The 23,656-nt window shown below is 45.5% G+C and carries 22 protein-coding genes and 5 tRNA genes; 5 read left to right on the forward strand and 22 right to left on the reverse strand.

What is annotated here, in order from left to right; all coding sequences use genetic code 11:
- Positions 1-110: 110 nt before the first annotated feature.
- Both ACXAD6_RS11555 and ACXAD6_RS11560 read left to right on the forward strand, forming a co-directional pair.
- On the forward strand, positions 111-491 hold the full coding sequence (locus ACXAD6_RS11555) for a DUF6115 domain-containing protein (protein ID WP_474968995.1): 381 nt from the start codon (positions 111-113) through the stop codon (positions 489-491).
- Entirely contained in the window at positions 488-934 is a 447-nt protein-coding gene (locus ACXAD6_RS11560) for a hypothetical protein (protein ID WP_474968996.1), read from the forward strand. Before ACXAD6_RS11555 ends, ACXAD6_RS11560 begins: the two co-directional genes overlap by 4 nt.
- Positions 935-1,051: 117 nt before the next feature.
- Here the strand turns inward: ACXAD6_RS11560 and phoU are convergent, their stop codons facing one another.
- The 16 genes from phoU to ACXAD6_RS11640 form a co-directional block, all read right to left on the reverse strand.
- Positions 1,052-1,708 carry a phosphate signaling complex protein PhoU gene (gene phoU, locus ACXAD6_RS11565; protein WP_474968997.1) on the reverse strand — a complete coding sequence of 219 codons (657 nt, stop codon included), beginning with the start codon at positions 1,706-1,708 and terminating at the stop codon, positions 1,052-1,054.
- Positions 1,709-1,726: 18 nt separating this feature from the next.
- A complete protein-coding gene (gene pstB, locus ACXAD6_RS11570; protein WP_474968998.1) occupies positions 1,727-2,569 on the reverse strand; it encodes a phosphate ABC transporter ATP-binding protein PstB in 843 nt (280 codons plus the stop codon).
- A gap of 22 nt (positions 2,570-2,591) precedes the next feature.
- Positions 2,592-3,470, reverse strand: a complete 879-nt coding sequence (gene pstA / locus ACXAD6_RS11575) for a phosphate ABC transporter permease PstA (protein WP_474968999.1) — start codon at positions 3,468-3,470, stop codon at positions 2,592-2,594.
- Positions 3,470-4,417 (reverse strand): phosphate ABC transporter permease subunit PstC, encoded by a 948-nt coding sequence (pstC, locus tag ACXAD6_RS11580; protein WP_474969000.1) that lies wholly within the window; start codon positions 4,415-4,417, stop codon positions 3,470-3,472. The genes pstA and pstC overlap by 1 nt, the downstream gene beginning before the upstream one ends.
- Before the next feature lie 76 nt (positions 4,418-4,493).
- Entirely contained in the window at positions 4,494-5,492 is a 999-nt protein-coding gene (locus ACXAD6_RS11585) for a PstS family phosphate ABC transporter substrate-binding protein (RefSeq protein ID WP_474969001.1), read from the reverse strand.
- A 213-nt stretch (positions 5,493-5,705) separates the two neighbouring features.
- On the reverse strand, positions 5,706-7,862 hold the full coding sequence (locus tag ACXAD6_RS11590) for a peptidoglycan D,D-transpeptidase FtsI family protein (RefSeq protein WP_474969002.1): 2,157 nt from the start codon (positions 7,860-7,862) through the stop codon (positions 5,706-5,708).
- An 87-nt stretch (positions 7,863-7,949) separates the two neighbouring features.
- A complete protein-coding gene (locus tag ACXAD6_RS11595) occupies positions 7,950-9,185 on the reverse strand; it encodes an MFS transporter (RefSeq protein ID WP_474969003.1) in 1,236 nt (411 codons plus the stop codon).
- A gap of 107 nt (positions 9,186-9,292) precedes the next feature.
- Positions 9,293-9,907, reverse strand: coding sequence for a superoxide dismutase (locus ACXAD6_RS11600; protein ID WP_027955386.1), 615 nt, complete (start codon positions 9,905-9,907; stop codon positions 9,293-9,295).
- 193 nt (positions 9,908-10,100) lie between these two features.
- Positions 10,101-10,176: transfer RNA gene (locus ACXAD6_RS11605), tRNA-Phe, on the reverse strand.
- 46 nt (positions 10,177-10,222) lie between these two features.
- A tRNA-Ser gene (locus ACXAD6_RS11610) sits at positions 10,223-10,315 on the reverse strand.
- A gap of 10 nt (positions 10,316-10,325) precedes the next feature.
- Positions 10,326-10,402, reverse strand: a tRNA-Ile gene (locus ACXAD6_RS11615).
- A 3-nt stretch (positions 10,403-10,405) separates the two neighbouring features.
- Positions 10,406-10,481, reverse strand: a tRNA-His gene (locus ACXAD6_RS11620).
- A 26-nt stretch (positions 10,482-10,507) separates the two neighbouring features.
- Positions 10,508-10,584: transfer RNA gene (locus tag ACXAD6_RS11625), tRNA-Met, on the reverse strand.
- Between the two features lie 168 nt (positions 10,585-10,752).
- Positions 10,753-12,390, reverse strand: coding sequence for a Na/Pi cotransporter family protein (locus tag ACXAD6_RS11630; RefSeq protein ID WP_474969004.1), 1,638 nt, complete (start codon positions 12,388-12,390; stop codon positions 10,753-10,755).
- 260 nt (positions 12,391-12,650) lie between these two features.
- Positions 12,651-14,387 carry a methyl-accepting chemotaxis protein gene (locus ACXAD6_RS11635; protein WP_474969005.1) on the reverse strand — a complete coding sequence of 579 codons (1,737 nt, stop codon included), beginning with the start codon at positions 14,385-14,387 and terminating at the stop codon, positions 12,651-12,653.
- A 90-nt stretch (positions 14,388-14,477) separates the two neighbouring features.
- A complete protein-coding gene (locus tag ACXAD6_RS11640) occupies positions 14,478-15,104 on the reverse strand; it encodes an NfeD family protein (RefSeq protein WP_027955383.1) in 627 nt (208 codons plus the stop codon).
- A 258-nt stretch (positions 15,105-15,362) separates the two neighbouring features.
- Here ACXAD6_RS11640 and ispG point away from each other — a divergent pair, with 258 nt between their 5' ends.
- Complete coding sequence (gene ispG, locus ACXAD6_RS11645; RefSeq protein WP_474970417.1) at positions 15,363-16,469, forward strand: flavodoxin-dependent (E)-4-hydroxy-3-methylbut-2-enyl-diphosphate synthase; 1,107 nt, start codon at positions 15,363-15,365, stop codon at positions 16,467-16,469.
- 37 nt (positions 16,470-16,506) lie between these two features.
- Here ispG and ACXAD6_RS11650 read toward each other — a convergent pair whose 3' ends face one another.
- Positions 16,507-17,028, reverse strand: a complete 522-nt coding sequence (locus ACXAD6_RS11650; RefSeq protein ID WP_474969006.1) for a hypothetical protein — start codon at positions 17,026-17,028, stop codon at positions 16,507-16,509.
- Between the two features lie 117 nt (positions 17,029-17,145).
- Positions 17,146-17,874, reverse strand: coding sequence for a lytic transglycosylase domain-containing protein (locus tag ACXAD6_RS11655; protein ID WP_474969007.1), 729 nt, complete (start codon positions 17,872-17,874; stop codon positions 17,146-17,148).
- A 109-nt stretch (positions 17,875-17,983) separates the two neighbouring features.
- Between ACXAD6_RS11655 and ACXAD6_RS11660 the strand changes: the two genes are divergently transcribed.
- The gene (locus ACXAD6_RS11660; protein ID WP_474969008.1) at positions 17,984-18,340 is read left to right on the forward strand and encodes a DUF2624 family protein; all 357 of its coding nucleotides are present in this window, start codon (positions 17,984-17,986) and stop codon (positions 18,338-18,340) included.
- A 35-nt stretch (positions 18,341-18,375) separates the two neighbouring features.
- Here ACXAD6_RS11660 and ACXAD6_RS11665 read toward each other — a convergent pair whose 3' ends face one another.
- Both ACXAD6_RS11665 and ACXAD6_RS11670 read right to left on the reverse strand, forming a co-directional pair.
- Positions 18,376-19,272 (reverse strand): deoxyribonuclease IV, encoded by an 897-nt coding sequence (locus ACXAD6_RS11665; protein ID WP_474969009.1) that lies wholly within the window; start codon positions 19,270-19,272, stop codon positions 18,376-18,378.
- 18 nt (positions 19,273-19,290) lie between these two features.
- On the reverse strand, positions 19,291-20,610 hold the full coding sequence (locus tag ACXAD6_RS11670; protein WP_474969010.1) for a DEAD/DEAH box helicase: 1,320 nt from the start codon (positions 20,608-20,610) through the stop codon (positions 19,291-19,293).
- A 173-nt stretch (positions 20,611-20,783) separates the two neighbouring features.
- Here ACXAD6_RS11670 and ACXAD6_RS11675 point away from each other — a divergent pair, with 173 nt between their 5' ends.
- Positions 20,784-21,740, forward strand: a complete 957-nt coding sequence (locus tag ACXAD6_RS11675) for a 4-hydroxy-3-methylbut-2-enyl diphosphate reductase (RefSeq protein ID WP_027955376.1) — start codon at positions 20,784-20,786, stop codon at positions 21,738-21,740.
- Positions 21,741-21,775: 35 nt separating this feature from the next.
- Here ACXAD6_RS11675 and ACXAD6_RS11680 read toward each other — a convergent pair whose 3' ends face one another.
- A complete protein-coding gene (locus ACXAD6_RS11680; RefSeq protein WP_474969011.1) occupies positions 21,776-22,891 on the reverse strand; it encodes a Nif3-like dinuclear metal center hexameric protein in 1,116 nt (371 codons plus the stop codon).
- Positions 22,888-23,595 carry a tRNA (adenine(22)-N(1))-methyltransferase gene (locus tag ACXAD6_RS11685; RefSeq protein WP_474969012.1) on the reverse strand — a complete coding sequence of 236 codons (708 nt, stop codon included), beginning with the start codon at positions 23,593-23,595 and terminating at the stop codon, positions 22,888-22,890. Before ACXAD6_RS11685 ends, ACXAD6_RS11680 begins: the two co-directional genes overlap by 4 nt.
- Positions 23,596-23,656 lie beyond the last annotated feature (61 nt).

Genomic DNA, 23,656 nt, shown 5'->3' on the forward strand with positions numbered 1-23,656 from the left:
AACCTGCCTGTCTTTCAAGTGAATATTCCAGTAAAAACGGCTGAATATCCCATAGCCAGGCCGTGATTTGTATGATATAAATAAACAGGGATTCGTTTAGGAGTGATATTATGTTTTATGCAGTTGCAGCGCTGGCGGGCGCAGCTATTGTTTTTTTCATTCTTTCCTTCTTTGCTAAAGACCGCATCAAACAGTTGGAGAATCAAATGGAACAGATGAACTTGACAATGATGCAGAACGATTATCAAATGAAGAAAAAAATGAAAGTCCTTGAAGAGGAATTGCTTGCTGGAGATTTGACACAGGAAATTGTCGATCAGCACAATCAAAAACAAACAAGCAGGCCTTCCACACCACTGAATGCAGCAGATACGGTGCTTACCATGTATCAAAAGGGTTATAAAACCCATTACATAGCGAAGCAGACGAATTTGAGTGAAGATGAGGTTCTTGCTATGGTCCACCGACCGAAGCAGAGAGTTCAATCATGAAGCAGTGGATACAGGCCTTTTCCATAGGATTACTGACATCAACCGCTGTTCTAGGAATAACATACTGGAATACGGAATCCCCTGAAGCGGAAGTGATTACAGAATCTATGAGTGAACAAGATATGATGGACGATCTGGAGCAGTCTGGATACCGGGTACTCTCCAATGAGGAATGGGCAGCGGTAAAAGCTGAAAATCCGTCAACCCGAAAAGCAGAACCATCCAGTTCCGGGGAGACAACGTATACCATTGATATTGCCGAAGGTACGACAACTCCCGAAATCGGTGAAAAATTAGTGAATGCCGGCATCATTGAGGATGCGGATGATTTTACTGCATTTATGGAAGACGGCGGTTACAGCCGGTATATCCAAATCGGCCAGGCCACAGTCAAGTCAACCATGTCGTTCGAAGAAATGGCCGGGGCCATGACTTCAAAATAAACGTATGTAAAAAGACCGCAAGAGCGTGTAGAGTGCTCTTACGGTCTTTTTATTTTCTTCTTACAGGTCGTATGACCAAAAGCGTCTGGATATCCATATCCAGACGCTTTTTATTAATTAATTTAAATCATACGTTCTTCCTTTAACTTGATAGAAGATACTTTCACCGATGTTCGTGATGTGATCGGCATATCGTTCTATATATCGGGCTATATAAGCCATCTGCATGACATGCTGCACCTGTTCAGGATTGATGGCCGTGAATTCAAGCATCTGCTTCACTACATCCCCGCACTTCCGGTCAACGACATCATCCATTTCTGCAAGCTTATTCGCCAGGGAAATGTCTTCGTGTTCAAAGGCTTTCACAGCCAAATCCACCATATCCATCGCTAAAATGGCCATCTCCCGAAGCTCAGGGTCAATCTGAATCCCATGATTTTTTCCGAGGTGAATCGTCGCCTTGGCAATGTTTGTAGAGTGATCCGCCATCCGCTCCAAATCAGAAGAAATCTTAATGGCTGTTACAATTCTTCGTAAATCCCGGGCAACGGGCTGCTGCTTGGCAAGCATTAAAATGGCGTCCTCGTTGATTTTTTCTTCCTTTGCATCGATCACCGCATCATCTTCAATTAATTTTTCAGCTGCCTCCACATCTCCCTGATACAACAGATGGATGGCTGTATCAAGGGAGTACTTGACATCGATAGCTAAATCCTTAATTTGTTCTTTTATACTTTCAAGTTCTTCTTCAAAGTGAACACGAATGGACATAGAATACCCCTTCCCGAATTAGCCGAACCGTCCTGTAATATAATCCTCTGTACGCTTATCCTGAGGGTTTTGGAACAGGTTATCTGTATCGGCATATTCAATAAGCTCCCCATTTAGGAAGAAGGCCGTTTTATCAGAAATACGCGCTGCCTGCTGCATATTGTGTGTGACAATGACAATGCTGTACTTCTCCTTCAGTTCCTGAACCAATTCCTCTACTTTTGCTGTAGAAATAGGGTCTAAGGCTGAAGTGGGCTCATCCATAAGGATAACGTCAGGTTCTACAGCGAGGGCACGGGCAATACACACACGCTGCTGCTGACCGCCGGACAATCCATACGCGTTCTCATGAAGACGGTCTTTCAACTCATCCCAGATGGCTGCCCCTTTCAGACTCTTTTCAACAATCTGATCAAGAATTTCTTTCTTTTTCACACCATGAATACGTGGACCGTAAGCAACGTTATCATAGATGGACTTAGGGAATGGGTTCGGCTTTTGGAAAACCATCCCCACTTTTGTACGAAGGTATTCTTCCTTGAATTTACTGCTGAAGATATCCTGTTCGCGATATTTAATAGAACCAGACGTTTTAACAATCGGCACCATTTCAACCATGCGGTTCAATGTCTTTAGGAACGTAGATTTACCACAGCCTGAAGGCCCGATAATAGCCGTTACCCGTTCCTGTGGAATACCCATGCTTACTTCATAAAGAGCCTGATCGGATCCGTACCATAGGTTCAAATCATTCACTTCGATGATGCTGTTGGTTTTCTCTTTTTTTACCTCTGATTTCACTTCAGGTTTTTTTGTTTGTTCGTTTCTCACGTTTGTTTTCTCTTCCATTACTTTACTCATAATGAAACCCTCCTCATCCTAATTAAAAGCGTCTCTGATATTTGTTCCGGATCAAGACAGCGATTGAGTTCATCAAAAGCAGGACAGCCAGTAGAATAATGATCCCCGCACCGGCTACATACTGCCACTCTTCCTGTGGTCTGCCCGTCCAGTTATAAATTTGAATCGGCATCACTGTATACTTCGCAAGCAGTGAATCCGGCAGTGTATAAATAGCTGTAGCTGCTCCGACAATAATCAACGGAGCTGTTTCCCCAATGGCCCGTGACAACGCAATGATGGCACCTGTCAATATTCCTGGTATTGCCGCTGGAAGTATCACGCGGGCAATCGTCTGCCACTTGGAGGCTCCCATTCCATAGGAAGCTTCCTTGATTTCAGACGGTACAGACCGGACAGCTTCCTGCGCTGCCACAACGATAACAGGAAGAATAAGAAGTGCCATGGTTAAACCACCCGCAAGAAGGGTGTACCCAAAGCTGAACATATAGACAAAGAAAGTTAATCCCAGAAGTCCAAACACAATCGACGGAACGCCGGCAAGGTTTTGGATATTCACACGAATAAAGTCTGTAAAGCGATTTTGGGGTGCGTATTCTTCAAGATAAATGGCTGTTGCTACACCAATAATGATGGCAAACACGGCAACGATGATCATTAAGAAAATCGACCCGATCAAGCCGGCATATATCCCTGCCTCTTCCGGGTACGGAGCAGGAAAGTTTAAAAGATAATCCAAGCTGAGGTATCCAACCCCTTGAGTCAACACACGGTAAAATAGTAAAACTAGAACGATCAGGCCGACAGCTGTAGCAAGTCCAAATAAAACCATGGAGATTTTATTTGCGGTTACTCTGCCTTCCATGCGCTTCTTCATATTTTGTTCATTCTGTCCAAGCATTAATATTCCTCCCTGAACTTACGCGAAATGTACTGGGCAATCAGGTTCATGACCAAGGTGAATACAAACAAGGTCATACCTACTGCATAAAGGCTGTAATAAATCGTGGATCCGAATGTCGTATCCCCTGTTGCAGCCTGTACAATAAAGGCAGTCATCGTCTGGATGGACTCTGTCGGGTTGAAAGTAAGATTCGGTGTAGCGCCGGCCGCAATCGTTACAATCATCGTTTCCCCAATTGCACGGGAAATAGCAAGTACAATAGAGGCAACGATTCCGGAAAGAGCGGCTGGCAGAACAACCTTTACTACAACTTCCAATTTCGTAGCTCCCAGACCATACGCACCTTCACGTAGAGCATTCGGTACAGAGTTCATGGCATCTTCAGAAAGGGATGCAACCATAGGAATAATCATAATTCCTACGACAACCCCTGCGCTTAAGGCGTTGAAAATTCCAAGATCAGGAATAATAGATTGAAACATTGGAGTGATGAACGTCAAAGCAAAATATCCGTAGACGACTGTAGGAATACCAGCCAGTACTTCCAGGATAGGCTTGATGACCCTTCTAACTTTATCATTCGCATACTCACTCAAGAAAATGGCTGCCATTAGTCCAAGTGGAACTGCAACAAGTGTTGCAATCAGCGTAACAAGCAGTGTACCACCGATTAACGGAGCAACCCCATATTCGCCGGACCACGGAGACCAGTTTGATCCTGTATAGAAATTAACAATTGAAACATCGGAGAAAAATCCGATCGATTCTCTTAATAAAGTAAATAAAATACCCAGTGTCGTGAGAACACTTACTGCTGCACAAAGTAACAGGAAAAACGGGATGATTTTCTCTATTCTTTCACCGACCGTTTTCTTTTTCTTATTGTTCTCAATCATCTGCTGGACGTCAATCATATTCCCCTCTGATTGCAAACCTTTGTCCATCATTAAACTCCTCTCATCCATAAGGCAGGGTGAGACTGGAATCAGCCTCACCCTCCTTGTTAGGTTTTAAAGTAACTTACTCTGCCCAGCCTTGAACTGTATCAAGCTGTTCTTGATATTTCTCGTCTGGAAGAGCTACATAACCAACTTCTTCAGCTGCTTTACCAGCATTGTTCAACGTGTACTCTACAAAGTCACGAACCTGCGCTTTTTCTTTATAAGCATTCACGTTTACATATGTGAATAGCGGGCGGGAAAGTGGCGTGTATGAACCATCCTGGATCGTTTCCGGATTCGGTTCAACAGCTTCGCCTTCACCTTCAGAAATGGCAAGAGCTTTCAGGCTGTCCTGGTTTTCAGCGTAGTAGGCATATCCAAAGAATCCGATCGCGTTTGGATTGTCTTTAATTCCACGTACAAGAACGTTGTCATCCTCAGAAAGAGTTGTGTTTTCGCCTTCTTTCATCGGCTCTTCTTCAAGAACAACTTCGTTGAAGTAGTCGAATGTACCGGAATCATGACCAGGGCTGAAGATTTTAATTTGTTCCTCAGGCCAGTCAGGGTTAATGTCAGACCACATTTGAGCGTCAGAAGAGTCGAGGAAAATCTGCTTAAGCTGATCGATTGTAAGCTCTTCAGCGAAATCATTTTCAGCACTCACTACTACAGAAAGACCATCGTAAGCCAGCTCTAGAGGCTCAAGAGTAATATCATTTTCTTCAGCGATTGATTTTTCTTCTTCCTTGATCTCACGGGAAGCGTTACTTAGATCAATTTCACCAACTGTAGATTTTTTGAATCCACCGCCGGAACCAGAAGAGTTCAATGTTGCGTCAACTTCCGGTTGTTCCTGCTGATAGGAATAAGTTAAGTTTTCCATGATCGGGAACACAGTAGAAGAACCATCAATGTCGATTGGGCCGGATACTTCTTCGGAGCTTTCTTCTCCAGAACCTTCACCGCTTGTGCTGTCCTGTTCTTCTGTGTTGCCTTCCTCGGAACCACCACATGCTGCAAGCACTCCTACTACAAGGATGAATGCAAGCATTAATGCTAAACTCTTGAAGTTTTTCATTTCTTTCTCCCCCTATTATTTATAAATATTTAATGCTGCCGGCCGCTTGGCCAACTCACATTTTATATACTAACGACGGAGTTTTAATAACATATGAATGAAACGTAAAGGTTTTGTAAATTGAGGTTTTTTAGCGAAAAAGATTGGGAAATGACTTATTTTTACGCTATATTTCTCCGTCTTCGTATAAAAAAAGGAGTGATACGTTGTGTATCACTCCTCAGTTTCTGCATCTTCTCCGTTGTTATTCTCTTGTTCATCCGGTCCTTCGTCAGCGGTACCATTTTCCCGTGCTTCTTTCAGCTCGAAGTACGCCTCACCAATCCGGGCACCAATGTTATTGCTGATGTTGAACGTACTTGTTGCCCCTTCTCCCAGGTAAGGAGAAATGATGGAAAAGGCAATTTCCGGATTATCCGATGGAGCATAGCCGACCAAAGTTTTGTTCAGAAGCTCATCGTAGGTGGTTCTCTCTCCATCTTCACTGAAAACTGTTTTAGACGCCTGTGCCGTACCTGTCTTCACAGCCATATCATACTGGGCATAGGGCTGCTTCGAGAATATGGAACTCGCCGTTCCTTCGCTCGTCTGGGCCACCTGCCTGAAGCCTTCCTGTACACGCTCAATATAGGACGAATCCATATCAAGCTGGTTCAGCACCTCCGGCGTATAATCTTTATAAACCGGACCGAGTCCCTCGCTGCTGGATGGTTCGTGGACACTGTTGACGAGACTCGGACGTATACGGTCGCCGCCATTTGCAATTGTCGAGACGTATTGATTCAACTGCATCGCTGTATACGTATTGAACTGCCCGATGGAAAAGTCAAGGATTTCCCCAGGGTTTTGAAGTGTACCATTGACTCCAGTTGCCTCATACGGAAAGTCAATTCCAGTGGTGACGCCCAGCCCGAACTGGTTGAAATTGTAAACGAACTTGTCTAACGTTTCATCTTCCAGTTTCAAAGCATTCATATTATATTGATTGCTTGTTTCTCCACCAAGATACATAGCCAGGAAAAACATGTAGACGTTGGAGGATTGCTGCAGGGCAGCTATATCGTTAACAGATCCGATCCCCGACGTGTATGATGCTTTTTGGCTGCCGGCTATTGTAATAGGTTTGTCATTGATCCATGTATTCGGTGTAACGACACCTTCATGAAGACCTGTCAGAACTGTTGCCCCCTTAACCGTTGACCCCGGCATATAGGCATTGTATAACGCCTGATGGGAAGTGTCTGTGAAGCGGTCCTCTCCTTCTTCCGGACTGCGGTTGTAGGTCTGTCCGCTGATCGCCAGAATTTCTCCTGTCTGCGGATTGGAAACGACAGCAATGGCATTCTCCAGATGACGGTTTAGAGAAGGCGCATTGACGATGGCTGATTGAAGCTCTTCCTGGACGATTTTATTCACTTCTTCCTGAAGCTCCATATCAATGGTCAATTGCAGGTCTTTTCCTGCCTGTCCTTCACGGATGACTTTGGAATTGATGACGGTGTTGTTGCTGTCCGTTTCATACTGGACCTTTTCCTTCGTCCCCCGGAGAACATCCTCATATTCCTGTTCAAGTCCGCTTGTACCAACACGGTCATTGCGGCTGTAATCCAGAGACATGTAATAATCAAGATCATCCTTAGGGAGACCCTGCTCACTTGATGTGATACTTCCGAGGTAACTGCGAAACGTGGACTCATACGGATAAGTACGTTCCCAGTCTGAAGTTACATTCACGCCTGGAAGCTTCGCCAGGTTTTCTGCCACCGCGGAATATTCCGCTTCTGTAATGTCTGAATTCTTAATTACATGCGGCGCCAGGGAATACGCCTGATCAAGCTCCTTTTTCACAGCGATGACTTCTTTCGTCTGATTATCGTAGCCGGAGATCTCTTCTTCTGTAATGCTGTCCAGCTGCAGCTGATATACATCGCCGTTATCCATATCTTCTGTCACTTGATCCTCTACACGATCACGGACCTCCTGCTCATTCTGCAGGTAGAAATATTCCTTCAGGTCACGATCTGTCAGACTTTCATAGTCCATGTCAATATAAGAGGACAATGTCTGAGCAAGTTCCAGCTTATCTCCGCCCTGCACCCCTTTGGGTGGTGTATACGTAATCGAGTATAACGGTTCATTATCAACAATCACCTGACCATTACGATCATACATTTCACCCCGCGGCACAGAAATGGTCGTTGTTGTATTTTCAGTGCGGTCAATTTCATCCTGTGCTTCTTCGCCATTCAATATTTGAACAACTCCAAGCTGCAGAATGATTCCGGCAAATAAGACGAACACAATAAAAAACACCACGTTCAACCGAAAGGGAAGGTGTGTATTATCTTTATGTCGTTTGTTTTTCCCCATGAACTCCTCTCCTTCTTTCAAAATCCTTCTGCTATTATACCATTTCTTCAGGTCCTGAGAATAGAAGAAGCTCATGGGTGTTTGGTTTCAATTATGTGTCACTCGGGGAGGTTTCGAATCAATACCTCGAATGAAAAAGTAAATCAGGAAGTGTCCTCCGCCGACAAGAAGCAGAATGTAAGGAATCCCCGTTTCCGGAGGAATAAATGTAATGGCCCCTAAAAAAACGAGGATGGATAGAACTCTCCCCATATTCAAAAAAATTTCCCGAACTACGATATATTCGATCCGCATCTCAGCCGCATTCCACGATCTCCCGATGACATCATAGGTGAGAGACACGTAGGGCACGTACAACAAAGGAAAAAAGACTCCGGCAACAGCGGCGTACAATAAAAGCAGCGGCATCGTGCTGCTGAATAGAAGGATGATGACACTGACATATAAGCAGAGGCCTGAAATAAAGATCGATGTTTTCCTCCGCTTCGGTTTCACCCATCTGCTCACAAGAAAATAAAACATAAATGAAAAACCGGAGTAAACCAAATTAAAAACTCCGAGAGACAGTTCATTTTTTGTCAGCAGGAAAATCCAAATGGATACAGCAAACAAAAAAGTCCCCTCTCTGAATCCCTGGGCTACATGAGCATTTAAAATACGTTTCCAGTCCACATTATGCTTCCGCTCGGTTACAATCCGCCGGAAAGAAAAATTCCCCCGTGCTCTTCTTCTTGATAATCCAAAACTCACCAGCACGGCTACAATAAATAAGGCAAACGAAGCACTGAAAATCACTGTATACCCGGTAAAGTTATTGAGGCGTGAAATAATAAAGCCGGCCAAAAGGGGTCCTGTCATACCGCCAAGCGACTGCAGGACACCGAGAAAGCCGTTAAAAAAATCTCGTGTATCCGGCTCTGTAATTTCAAAAGTCAGAACGTTATAAGCAAGCCAGTAAAAACCGTAACCGATTCCGAGCAGGGCACCGAGCATCAAGTTGAAGGAAGCCGCCCGTTCCCCCACCACCAGCACAGTCAGGAAAAATAACGAAAGGACTGTTACTCCTGTTCGCAGCACAATGACACGGTCCATCTTTTTCGCCCACCGTCCCGCAACGATAAAGGTAAGCGGCTGAAAAATGTATATGCTGAGGTTATAAAGAGCGATATCCGTGTAGCTGTTGGACTGCTTCCATAAGTATATGTTCACAAAGGTACTGGATAAGAATATTCCGAGGGAGTACAAGCCTCCAATGAGAAGTAACAATAATAAATCTCTAGAAACGTTTTCGCGGCTCAGCCATGTGCGCAGCTTACTCATCATATGCATGTCTCCTTTATGTTCTCCTTTAGTGTTTTCAGAACATATGGAGATATACAAAAAGAGAGGGACGGAAATATCCGTCCCTCTCTCACCTATTCTTCATACGATTATTTAGCTGCATCGAAGCGCTTCGCTACTTCATCCCAGTTTACAACATTCCAGAATGCAGAAACATAATCCGGACGGCGGTTCTGGTAGTTCAAGTAGTACGCATGCTCCCATACGTCCAGGCCAAGGATAGGTGTTTTACCTTCCATGATCGGAGAATCCTGGTTTAGTGTATCAATCACTTCCAGGCTGCCATTATTGACTACAAGCCATGCCCAGCCTGAACCGAAACGGCCGGTTGCTGTCGTTTCGAATTTTTCTTTGAATTGATCAAAGCTTCCGAATGTGTCGTTGATCTGAGTAGCTAGATCACCCGCCGGCTCACCGCCGCCGTTTGGAGACATGATCGTCCAGAAAAGACTGTGGTTGGCATGACCACCGCCATTACGGCGCACAGCAGTGCGGATATCTTCCGGTACAGCTGAAAGGTTGTTGGAAAGAAGCTCTTCCAATGATTTGTCCTGAAGATCAGCATGTCCTTCAAGAGCGTTGTTCAGCTTGGTAACATATCCGTTGTGGTGCTTCGTATGGTGAATGTTCATTGTTTCCTTATCGATCGTTGGTTCCAATGCATCGTATGCGTAAGGTAGTTCTGGTAGTTCAAATTTAGCCATAATGTAACTCCTCCTTTAAAATAGTATGTAAAATAAGAAGCCTCTGCCTCTCGTTTTACATTATCAAACAGACCTGCCTGTTGCAACTGATTTGCAAGGCAGTGAAATGGAATATCTTCCGGTATTATAAATTCCCTTATGTATCGGTCTTAAACATAAAAAAAACAAGCATACCGCTTGTTCATTCAATCAATGGTGGCTCGGGACGGAATCGAACCGCCGACACACGGATTTTCAGTCCGTTGCTCTACCGACTGAGCTACCGAGCCATAAAACTATGCTGTTTTAGATATCCCTTTATAAAAAAAGAAAAGATGGCGGAGGAGGAGGGATTCGAACCCCCGCGGGGCGTAAACCCCCTGGCGGTTTTCAAGACCGCTCCCTTCAGCCAAACTTGGGTACTCCTCCGGAATCTATATGGTGGACCCTGCAGGACTCGAACCTGCGACCGATCGGTTATGAGCCGATAGCTCTAACCAGCTGAGCTAAGGGTCCACATGGGGCGGCTGATGGGAATCGAACCCACGAATGCCGGAACCACAATCCGGTGCGTTAACCACTTCGCCACAACCGCCATGTTTATAGATAAGATCATATGTATGGTGGCGGTGGAGGGAATCGAACCCACGACCTCACGGGTATGAACCGTACGCTCTAGCCAGCTGAGCTACACCGCCATATTCGCTCTGTAAGCGACTTAATTAATATACCATTTATGTATCACTGTGTCAACATATTTTCCCGTTCCGTTTTCAGCGACAAAAATAATATACCATGCAATGAACGACTCGGCAAGGATTTTTATAAAAAAAGGTGAAAGCTTTGGTAAGCTTTCACCTCGTTCATTACAGACTATCTTTTTCTCCCAGTACTTCTTCTGCGATATTCACAGCGTGATCTCCGATCCGTTCGAGATTACTGATCATATCTACAAAGACGATACCGGCCTGTCCTGTACATACTCCTTCATTCAGACGGATGATGTGTTTCTTGCGATAGCTTCGTTCCATCCGGTCCAGTTCATTTTCCTTCTGGACAACAGCGAGTGCTTCCTCACGGCTCATGTTTTCAAGGGATTTTGTTGCCTGCTTCACTGTCATCAATGTCAGATCGAACATTGTATTTAAGTCGTCGACAGCTTGAGCAGTAAGATTTACTTTGTTGGAATTCTTATAATCGATGAGCTCGATGATATTCTCAAAGTGATCCCCGATCCGTTCCAGATCACGGACAGAATCCATAAGAGCTGAGTGTTTCCGGCTTTCTTCGTCCGTAAGCGATGCTTGAGAAAGATCAACCAGGTAATCGGTGATTTTCCGATCGAGGTTGTTCAATGCATCTTCAATCTGCATCGCAATTTCTGAATGCTTCTGCTGTTTATTGTTTAAATACAGACTCGTTTCTTCCAATCCTTTATAGGCATATTCGCCCATGCGGATCACTTCTTCCTTCGCCTGATCAAGCGCAAGAGAAGGAGACTGCTCGATAAAGATTGGGTCCAGATGCTGAGGCTTGAATTCAATCAGGGAATCATTCCCTGGTACGAGTTTAACAACGATCCACGCCAGAACAGCGATGAACGGGAACTGGACCACCGTGTTGGCAATGTTAAACGACCCATGCGCGAAAGCGATGGTCATCTCCGGTCCAAGGTCCATATAGTTCTGGAGCCACTCGACGTATAAGGTAAAAGGCTTCAATAGAATGAGGAAAACGGTAGCACCGAGCACGTTGAAAATCACGTGTACAAAAGCCGCACGCTTGGCCCCTACACTTGCTCCAACCGCTGCAATGACAGCTGTGATGGTTGTTCCAATGTTATCTCCGAAAAGTACCGGCAGAGATGCCTGTATATCTACAAGGCCTTCTCCAAACAGTCCTTGCAGAATACCGATCGTGGCACTGGAACTCTGTACGATTACTGTGAACAGTGTACCGATCACGACACCAAGTACCGGGTTCTCACTCATACTGAGTGTCAGTTCCCTGAATGCTTCAAGGGAACGCAGCGGCTTCATTCCTCCGCTCATTAATTCAAGACCAAAGAATAAAGCACCGAGTCCAAAAACGGTCTGGCCGATATTGGATACTTTCTTATTCTTAAAGAAGAAAATCAACAGGGCACCTAGAGCCAGGATCGGCAGTCCATACTCTTTAATATCAATACCAATAATGAATGCAGTAAATGTCGTCCCAATATTGGCACCCATTATAACACCGATAGCTTGTCTAAAGGTCATAAATCCAGCGTTAACCAATCCGACAGTCAAAACGGTTGTTGTAGAACTACTTTGAACGAGAATCGTCACTACGGCACCGGCAATGACACCCATTAACGGATTGCTGGTAAAACGGTCTAAAAGTTCCCTCAAACGGTCTCCGGCTACTTTTTGGAGGCCGTCCCCCATAAATTTAATTCCAAACAGGAAAATACCTAGCCCGCCGATGAATTCGAATATCATCTGCTGCACATCGATTTCCATGTTTTCCACCCTTTCCTCATCCAAAATTTCTGTATGTCTCTCTTTAAAACACCTCATCCATTATTAACGAACTATGATTCTTTTGTAAAGATGTAATAGAAAACTTAACATTAAATTTACATTGCCGTTTTTTCTCACACAAACTAACCTGGGATGGTGATTTCCTTAGCTCTCATGCATCTCTGTCTGTTCCATAACAAAAAGACCCCCTTTTACAAGGAAGCCTTCTTTATGTACAGGTATTTTCAAACGCTCGATGTTTAAGAAGCATGAGGCTCAGAAACATTCTCCCCACCTTCATAAACCAACTGTTTAGTTGTAATCATGTCGGACAGTTCCTGGGTCAATACGACCAATTCTCTTATGAATTCCTCCGTCATTCTCACATTTTCCTCCTGCCAGTCTGATGCCTGGGTTAAATGGTCAATGGACAAGGACTGGTCCCTTGTCAGGCGGTCCATCCCTTTTATGACCTTCTGCATCCGGGGCATCACTTCTTCTCCATCCACCAAATGAAGGTATGCGGATTCTAATTGTACGTTGAACGTTTCCATTCCAGAGGAAAGATCTCGAAAAGCTGCTTTTGAAATATCCATTTGCTTCTGCTGATCATTCATTTCAACAGAAAGACGTCGAAACTGTCTGGAAAAGTCAGATCCAAGCTCGATCAGATCCGCCATTCGCTGATCGATGTTCAAGGCCGTGTTCCGGGAAAGATCGGCCAGCTTACCCACTTCCCTGGCTACAACAGCAAATCCCCGGCCATGATCTCCGGCTCTCGCTGCCTCAATGGAAGCATTTAAAGCAAGCATCCTCGTCTGTTCAGCCAGCTCCTGGATTTTAGCTCCTGAATCCTGTACCGAATGCATATAACTCTGAAAGGATTCTACTCTTGATGACATTTCTGTCAGTTCTCTTCTTATACTTATATAGGAACTTTCCACGCGCTCCACCCCATCATTACCGGAAGCAGCCGACTGGTTCATTTGTCCCTGTCTCTCCATCATGTGATCCATGGCTGATTTCAAGTGGGAGAAAACTTGAGAAAGTTCACGAAAGACTTCCTGCTGATCCTCCATAAATCCTTCTGTTTCAGCAGCAGTTCTATCTACTTTAAGAAGCTCTTCCTTTAACGCCCGCTGGGATTGATCAAGAACCCGCGCTGATTCATCCATGCGGCTTCCCCCTTGATCAAGGTTTTGGACGGCTGCTTTTACCGTAGACAGAATATCCACAATAGTGGTAATGGACTTTTCATAACTCCTTTTTAATGACCGGACCTCCGGCAGACTCGTTTTTACAGCCGATGCCTCCCCGATCACACCGCTGCCAATCTTCCCCATCATTTCCTCCAGCTGTTTGAGGGGGCGGACAGTCTTTCGAATGATATAGGAAACCATGACTCCAGCTACAACCGCTGTCCCAGCTCCAATCAAAAACGTATACCAGGCCATTTGATCGACTTCTTTCATAATATCCTCTTCCGCCACACCAAGAACATAGATCCCCTGCAGCTCCTGGACAGGAGCAAACGAATACACAAACGATTCTTCATTTGTCGTCCACTGTTCTGTGCCATTTTCCTTACTTAAAACCTCCTCTACTTCCTCTTCGGTAAAAGAAGGAACAGGAGTCAAGTCTGGATAGGAATACACAGCTTGTTCAGTGAACAGGTATGCATCCGCTGTCAGACCATCCTGCTGCATCTGAGCTTTCTGTGCATCTGCATAGCCTTGAAAACGCTGATCGAATTCCTTCTGATCCCCTACGAAGGCATACATCAATTGCTGCGCTACATCCTGAACCACGAGCAGCTCTCGTTCCAACCGGTCCTGCACAAGAGCCAGCTGGTTTTCCTCTGCTTTCGTATAGGAAAAAAAACCTGTTGCAAATACAGAGAGAAGGACAAGTAAAATAATCAGGAGCGTCAGTCTTACCTGAAGAGGCCATCCGCCCCGTGTAAATTTTAATAAGCCGGTCTTTCTTTTAACGTTCATTAGAAAACACTCCATTGTCATTTGAATAATCATCCAAATAAATTATGACAATGAAGTGTTAAGAAACGATGAAGAATATGTGAACAATAGTTAATTCTGAACCTTTTTGACCATGATTTTAGTCCCGTCGACAGAAGCGACCGTTACCGGCTCTCCTTTGTAAATCCACTGGCCGTTCGAGACAGCGCTGTAATCCTCTCCATCTACCTCTATCGTACCGGAAGGACGCATATCTGTCTGCGCAGACCCCGTTTTCCCTAAAAGCTTCTGATAGGATTCATTCATGGAATTATAGCCCATCTCCGAGGTCATCTGATCATTCAACGCCATTTTGTTCCACATGTTTCTGCGCTTAAAAACCTTGAGGAAAATGAGGGCAGAAAAGCCTCCGGCAATAACACCAATGACACTGTATAATCCCGCAGTCCAGTTAGGCGCACTGAAACCAACAGCTGTAATCATCGCTGCTGCACCTATAGTGGCAAGTGTTCCATCATTAATCAGCTTTCCATCAATAATCATAAGTGTAAGACCTAGAAAGTACACAAACATCATAATAATGAACATATCGACAGCCAGGTAACTGGAAAAAAACACGGTAATAAATCCAAGCCCCAGCACAGCGAAAACCCCACGCATGTTAACAAGCAGCTCACCAATCAGGAACATTGTTCCTAAAAATGTAATCAGGAGTGCTATCCAGTCTGTTTGAAGCATAACCGCTCACCCTCTCTTCTATTACTATACATACGAACAACTGTGGTGCTATGTTTCAAATGATAACAATTTTCTTCCGTTTCCTCTCGTGATATACTTTTCACGTCGAGGAAATCCAATCTGTTTACACAAACTTTACGTGAAATCCAGGGCTTTTAAGAGTCCTTACTTCTCATTTCCGGCCATTAGCCTTATAATGAAGATTGGAAAAACATCCTGCAACCCTTTTTTTAATTTAAAGGAGCGATATTCATGCCAATTACGCACAGAAAAGATACACGTCCCGTGAAAGTCGGGGACCTTACTATAGGTGGTTCTGATGAAGTTGTCATTCAGTCCATGACCACGACGAAGACCCATGATGTGGAGGCTACTGTAGCTGAGATCAAACGTCTGGAGGAAGCCGGATGCCAGGTCGTCCGTGTGGCCTGCCCTGACGATCGTGCTGCTGACGCCATCCCTGAAATCAAAAAACGCATCAATATCCCGCTTGTTGTCGATATTCACTTCGATTATAAGAAAGCATTGAAAGCGATCGAAGGCGGGGCGGATAAAATCCGGATCAACCCGGGGAACATTGGGAAGCGCGAAAAAGTTGAAGCTGTCGTAAAAGCAGCAAAAGCAAAAGGCATCCCTATCCGTATTGGAGTCAACGCCGGTTCCCTTGAGCGTCACATCCTTGAAAAATACGGTTATCCAACGGCTGATGGAATGGTTGAGAGTGCCCTTCACCACATTAAAATTCTTGAAGATCTCGACTTCCACGACATCATCGTTTCCTTGAAAGCTTCAGATGTCAAACTGGCGATTGAAGCCTATGAAAAAGCAGCGGCCGCTTTCAATTACCCGATTCACCTTGGTATTACAGAATCCGGGACGCTTTTTGCAGGTACAGTAAAAAGTGCGGCCGGTCTTGGTGCCATTCTGAGTAAAGGAATCGGAAGCACCGTCCGAATCAGTTTAAGTGCTGATCCTGTAGAGGAAGTAAAAGTAGCGAAGGAACTTCTGAAGACTTTCGGACTTGCGTCCAACGCTGCTACGCTGATTTCCTGCCCGACATGCGGTCGTATTGAAATCGACTTGATTTCCATCGCCAACGAGGTCGAGGAATACATCCAGAGCATCAAGGCTCCTATTAAAGTAGCTGTTCTTGGGTGCGCAGTCAATGGACCAGGCGAGGCCCGTGAAGCTGATATCGGTATTGCCGGTGCCCGCGGGGAAGGCCTTCTCTTCCGTCACGGAGAAATCATCCGGAAAGTGCCTGAGGACATCATGGTCGAAGAGCTTAAAAAAGAAGTAGATAAACTTGCTGAAGAGCATTATGAGAAAGAGCGCCAGAAAAAGCTTGAACAGCAGCAATCCTAAGATAAAAAGGGTGGACCATAATGGTCCACCCCTTTTTTTACAGGAAATTGATAAACGGAGCGAAGAAAAGAGAAAAGGCGATGGAAACGACACTGATAATGATCGCCGTGTTTCCAAGAGTATCGGCTCCCCTTCTCTTCCCGACAATCCCAAGAATAATCCCGGCGGCACCGAGAATCAGTGGAGCAAAAAAGAAGGAAAGAATAGCGGCCGATAATCCTAGCCAGCCCATTCCTACTTTCACATCATCCTCCATCGTCGTTTCCTGCTCACCATTATTCATTGGTTCATCAATGGGACCGACAGCAGCCTCCTGGGCAAATTCCTCTTCATAACTGTCGCCATAAACAGGCTGATAAGGACCGCGGCCATGGTCATCCACGGATTCCACCTTGTCATACCCGGATTCTTTTCTTAAATCGCTGTCCTGGATTTCATCAAACGCTTCATCCAGCACCTGCTCCGTTGTCGGCTCATCTTCATGGACCTGTTCCCGTGCGTCCCCGTGATGGGGAGCATTTTCTGTTTGATTCTCAACAGTTTCTTTTGGATCGTACATGCGAATTCCCTCACTTTCTGTATGGAGAATCACCTATATTATGTGACGTTTCTCTTGTATTTAACGAAGGGATTTGATGGCAGAAAAAAAACCGGATGAGTTCATCCGGTTTTACCATTATTCAGCTGAAGCCAGTGTCGTATGAGCTTCAGCGTTTTCCTGAATCTCTACGGCATACCAGCTCTCCGCATGTCCATGTTCACTTTTATACTGTTCAAGACCGGACATTCCCCTGTGATAAGCGGTTAATGCCTCGTCCCAGTTTTGATAACGGCTGTTTAAATAATCCAGATAAACCAGAGATAACTGCATGGAATAGTAAGGATCAAACAGCAGCTCCTCTTCATAGGGAAGACCAGCCATGTCCGCAATCCACGGCGCTGTATTCTTCATGAACTGGGACATGCCGTAGGCGCGTCCATACTTTGTTTCAGGTCCTACAAGCTCAGGGTCAAATGTCCCGCCCGTTTCCACCTTCAACAACTCATAAACGAGGTATGGATCCAAATCATAGCGTTTGGACTCCTTCACTAAATACATGGCCCATGCCTTCTTGAAGGCTCCCTCACTTTCCTGTACCAGAATATCAGCCTGGTCTTCGATCCCCGGCCATGTCAGATATCCATTTTTTTGTTTATTCTCTGAAGACTGCTCCTTCAAATAGTCGTTGACAGAAGACAGCTTTTCCTTGTCTCCCTCAAGCTTTTCCTTGTTCTGCTCCAACGTTTTATTTTCATCTGCCAATGCCTGCTGTTCGTTTTGATGCCATTGATGATAAGTTATAAAGACAAGACTCATTAACAGCATAGCAAAGACCGTTCGAATGATTGGTTTTTGATCCCTCATTCTGTTCACTCCTTCCCGTGACTCTTCCTTTACCATAAGAGCCCATGAAACCCATTGCGCCATCTTAACCGAATGGGTGTTTGATTTCAATTTATCTACTCACACGTGAATGATTTGTAAAACACACATCATTCCCACAATTCATAAGGTGTATGAAACAGTGGAAAAAGGTGATGACATGATGAAGAAGATGGCCCAACAGTTCATTACCCAGAAATTGAAGCAGTTAACCGTCAAAGAACTGCTTCAATACAGCACAAAGTATCGGATACCGATTACCGAGGGAGAGGCACAGGCTATTGTTCAAGCGTTGAAAAAAAATAAGGAAAACCCTTTTGAAAAGAATGGCCGGAAGAAAATGTTGAAGAAACTGGCCGGGCTGACCTCCGCAGACACAGCCCGCTCTGTAAATAAACTGCTTCATAAACTGGCAGAGGAGTACGGGGTCGAGGACTGGCTGAAATAAAAAAAGGCGGAAGGTTCAGCACCCCCGCCTTTTTCTTATGACTGTTTTAGAATCTTTTCTTTAAGGTCCGGATCAAACGTCCCTTGCTTAACCATATCGATTTCAAATCGATACGGAGGCTTTTTGTTCTTCTTATCTTCCCCCACGTACGGGGTTTCCAAAATTTTTGGAAGATCCTTCAACTGCGGGTGATGAATCACCTGATGAAGGGCATCGAAGCCGATATGACCGAAGCCGATATTTTCATGGCGGTCCTTGGCTGCTCCCTGAATGTTCTTACTATCATTGACGTGAATGACTTTCAGGCGGTCCAGTCCGACAATTTTATCAAACTCGTTCAGCACACCATCAAAATCCTCCACTACATTGTAGCCTGCGTCATGAATGTGGCACGTATCCATACAGACGGAAAGCTTTTCGTTCAATGTGACACCATCAATAATCTGCGCAAGCTCATCAAAACTTCTTCCAATTTCGGAACCTTTGCCGGCCATCGTTTCCAGGGCAATCTGGACATTTTGATCTTTATGAAGGACTTCATTCAGCCCTTCAATAATTTTCGGAAGACCCTTTTCCACTCCCTGCCCCACGTGGGACCCCGGGTGAAGAACGATTTGTCCTGCTCCAAGCGCTTCTGTGCGCTCTATTTCGCTGCGCAGGAAATCAACACCCAGTTGAAAGGTTTCCGGCTTGGTCGTGTTACCTACATTTATGATATAGGGAGCATGCACGACAATATCCTGAATACCATTGGCCTTCATATGCTCCTGACCTGCCTCGATATTCAATTCTTCAATTGGACGGCGGCGCGTATTTTGAGGGGCGCCTGTATATATCATAAATGTGCCGGATCCGTAGGAAGCTGCCTCTTCACTTGCGCCAAGAAGCATTTTCTTCCCTTTCATTGATACGTGTGAACCAATTTTAACCATGACGATCTCGACCCTTTCTTATTTCTTTTTAAAGCGGTTCTGCTTCAATCTGCGTTTATTTTGTTCCGCCTGCTTTTTCATCTTTTTCTTATAGCCCGGCTTCACCTTTTTCGGACGGCGGACGAGCTGTTTCGCCTGTTTATCCAGATCCGTTTCTTTCTTTTCACGGATCTGCCGCTCATTATAGGCATTCACTTCTTTCCATTCCCCTTGTTTCACTTCATAGAATTGGAAAGACAACCCCTTCTTCTCAAGCTTCTGGATCAATGGAAGATCGGTTTCCTGATAGAGGTTGATTGCTGTACCTTCCAGCCCGGCCCTTGCTGTACGTCCGACACGGTGTATATAGAATTCCTCTTCCTTCGGCATCTGGGCGTTGATGACGTGGCTCACACCCTGGATATCAATCCCACGCGCAGCAAGGTCGGTCGCTACGATGTATTGATAACGGAGGTTTTGGATTTCTTTCAGGACTCTTTTACGCTCTCGCGGGGACAAGCCTCCGTGAAGGATGCCTGTTTCCAAACCACGACTCATCAAATCCTCCGCCAATTCGTCTGCAAGACCTTTGCCATTCGTGAAAATAATGGCCAGATAAGGTTGAATCGCCTTCGTGATATCCATGATCACTTCTCCAGGCTGTTTATGCCGGAGAGGAATCAACCGGTGCTCCATCGTTTCCGGAGATGGCTTATCATCCTCGATTTGAATATGGACCGGATTGGTCAAGTACTTCTTCAGGAATGGCTGCAGCCGTTCAGGAATGGTTGCAGAGAAAACAAGCATTTGCACGTCTTCGGCCATGCGAACAAGAATCTGATCCACTTCTTCGATAAATCCGAGGTCCAGCATTAAATCCGCTTCGTCCAGAACGAACGATTTGGCTTGATAAAGGTCTACCGCTTCCTCTTTGACCATATCGAGTATACGGCCCGGTGTTCCTACGACAATGTGCGGCGGATTGGAAGCCAGTTTCTCCACCATCTTCTGTTTATCCGTTCCACCGATCAACAGCTTGGACCGCCAAATCTCTTGTTTACCTGCGTGCTTCACGGCTTTTTTCACTTCTTCATGAATCTGGATGGCCAGTTCACGTGTTGGTGCTGTAATGACAAACTGTACGGCATCGGCATTCTCATCCATCCGGCTGAATAAAGCCAGCAGATAGGCATGTGTCTTACCGGATCCAGTGTGGGATTGTCCGATCAAACTTTCCCCTCTTAATGCCGGCGGCAGCACCTGCTGCTGGATCGGCGTCGGCTGTTTAAAGCCCAAACCTTCTACAATTCTGCTTACTGTAGAGGAAATTGCGTATTGTTCAAAAGTATGCTTACTCATGTCCGTTCTCCTTTAATGTAAAATGTTCCTTCCCTATTATAATAGAGTGCGCCCTAAATTGCACGATAACGTTGTCTGACCACCGCTTTCTTTGTCAACTTACGCTTTACCCTTTATAATGAAGATGGTATCTTAAAAGTTGTTCGATTGGATAAAGAGGAGGACGTTAATCAATGGAAGTTATTAAAATCGCCCCTCGCGGTTATTGTTACGGAGTCGTAGATGCCATGGTCATTGCGAGAAATGCCTCAAAAGACCAGAATCTGCCGCGCCCGATTTATATATTAGGTATGATTGTCCATAACTCCCATGTGACCGAAGCCTTCAAAGAAGAAGGCATCATCACTGTCGATGGTAAAAACCGCAGCGATATGCTGGAAGGTATTCATGAAGGTACGGTTATTTTCACGGCCCACGGCGTTTCCCCGCAGGTGAAGGAAAGGGCCCGCGATAAAGGACTGACTGTTCTTGATGCTACATGTCCGGATGTTACCAACACCCATAACCTGATCCGCAAAAAAGTTGCGGAAGGATTTGAAGTCATCTACGTCGGTAAAAAAGGACACCCTGAGCCGGAAGGGGCGATGGGCGTCGCTCCCGGGAAGGTCCACCTTGTACAGACAGAGGAGGATGTCGAGAATCTGGAGCTGGATCATGATAAGCTTATGATTACCAACCAGACGACGATGAGTCAATGGGACGTCTATGATGTCATGGAAAAAGCCAAGGAAAAGTTCCCTCAGCTTGAGAAACAGCAGGAAATCTGCATGGCTACACAGGTACGCCAGGAAGCTGTGTCAGAACAGGCGGGTGAAGCCGATTTGACGCTCGTTGTTGGTGACCCGATGAGTAATAACTCCAACAGGCTTGCCCAGGTATCCAAAGAAAAGGCCGGAACCACCGCCTACCGGATTGCTGATGTAACCGAAATACAGCTGGAATGGCTGGAAGGTGTTCATAAAGTAGCCGTTACCGCCGGTGCTTCCACGCCAACACCGATCACAAAAGAAGTGATCAAGTTCATTGAGCAGTTTGACCATGAGGACGATGCTACCTGGATTCGTGAATCCAAGGTCGAGCAGAAGAAAATCCTCCCTCCTGTAAGAGCACGCAAAAAAGTGAAACGATAATAAAAAGGATGAAAGCTTCCCGCTTTCATCCTTTTTTACTGGATTATAAAGGGCTCTGTATCCACTTCGGACACCAGGATGTTCAAGGCTCCATCTTTATTGCAGCGTTCCTCCAGATACTGCTGTACTTTTACGCAGACCACTTTCTCCACATGGTGACCGGGATCAATCACATCTAAGCCCATCTCCACAGCGTCCTGAGTCATATGGAAGGTCATATCTCCGGTCACATATACGTCAGCTCCGCTTCTCTTAGCCTTATGAATATATTTTTCTCCACTTCCACCCAGAACGGCGACCGTTTGAACGGTGTTCCCCATTTTCCCTGCCACACGCACATGAGGGACGTCGAAACGCTCCTTCACTTTGTCAGCAAAATCCTGGAGGGAAATGGGCTCGTCCAGCCGGCCCACTCTTCCAATTCCGAGGGTCCTGCCTTCATTGAGAAGAGGATAAAGATCATAAGCCACTTCCTCATACGGGTGGGCTTTTTCCATCGCTTCAAGAACTTTAGACAGCTTATCCTGTGGAACGATGGTTTCCAAACGTTTCTCCTGGACCTGCTCCAAGCGGCCCTGCTCCCCAAGATAAGGGTTTGTACCCTCTTGAGGTTTGAACGTCCCTTCACCGGAAACCTGATAGGTACAGTGGCTGTAATCACCAATAAAACCTGCCCCTGCTTCGCTCACCGCATCCCTTACAGCTTCCAGGTGGGAATCAGGGACAAAAACAGCCAGTTTCACAAGCTTTTCCGTTTCTGTCGGAATCAAAGGCCGGCGGTTTTTAACATCGAGAAGGTCTGCCATCACATCATTCACTCCGCCTTCTGCAACATCCAGGTTCGTATGCGCCGCATACACCGTAATATCGTGTTTCAGAAGCTTCTGGACTATCCGTCCTTTTGGCGTATCCACATTGATTTGATGAAGTTTCACAAATAACAGGGGATGATGGGCAATGATAAGATCCACCTTTTTTTCAACCGCCTCATCCACTACACTTTCAACAACATCAAGCGTTACCATGACATTCTGCACCGGCTTGTTCAGGCTGCCCACCTGCAGCCCTACGTTGTCCCAGTCATAAGCAAAGCTTTTTGGTGCCCATGTTTCCAATGTTTTTATGATTTCCCCGGCCGTTACTTTATTCATTTTGATAAAACCTCCTGCAGCCATTTCATTTCCTTTTGAAGCGTGTCCACTTTCACTTCATCCACAGTGGAAGCCTTCTGCATTTGATCAAGGATATATTCCTTCTTGATCATTTCCTCGTGCCACTTCTTCCTAAACGCTTCTGACCTTTCCTTCATAAGGTAAGGGCCGAGCCAAAGCTCTTTGTCCAAGTCGGCGGGTTCATAAGCAAGGGCAGGGTCCCCTTTTTCTGCTGCAAGGATTTCATAGATGTGCCCGCCTTCTTCCATGATCTGTTCGTCAATCAGGCTGTATCCATGCGTGTAAAACCATTGACGGATCGAGCGTGCATCAATGTTCGGCTGGGCGACGATACGGTTAACGGCGGTTAACTTATCCCTGCCTCTGTCCAGAATATCCCGGATTAACGGCCCTCCCATACCGGCGATGGTGACCTGCTTAACTTCTCCAGGCTGGATCACTTCGAGACCATCTCCCAATCTGACATCGATCCTGGATTGAAGATCATGGGCTTTCACTTCATTCAGGGCGCTGTCATAAGGGCCTTGATTAACCTCTCCGGCTATCGCTTGTGCCTGTGGATCCTTTAAACAGACATAACAAGGCAGATAGGCATGATCAGACCCTATATCAGCAAATACTGCTCCAGCAGGCAGGTATTCCGCTACCTTTGCCAGCCGTTCGGATAGTTGATGTACATTCATAAAAAATCGTTCCTCTCATAAAGAAAAGCTTTCTGACAGCAGCAGAAAGCTTCTCACGTAC

This window comes from Halobacillus sp. ABH2_015 (genome assembly GCF_056158945.1).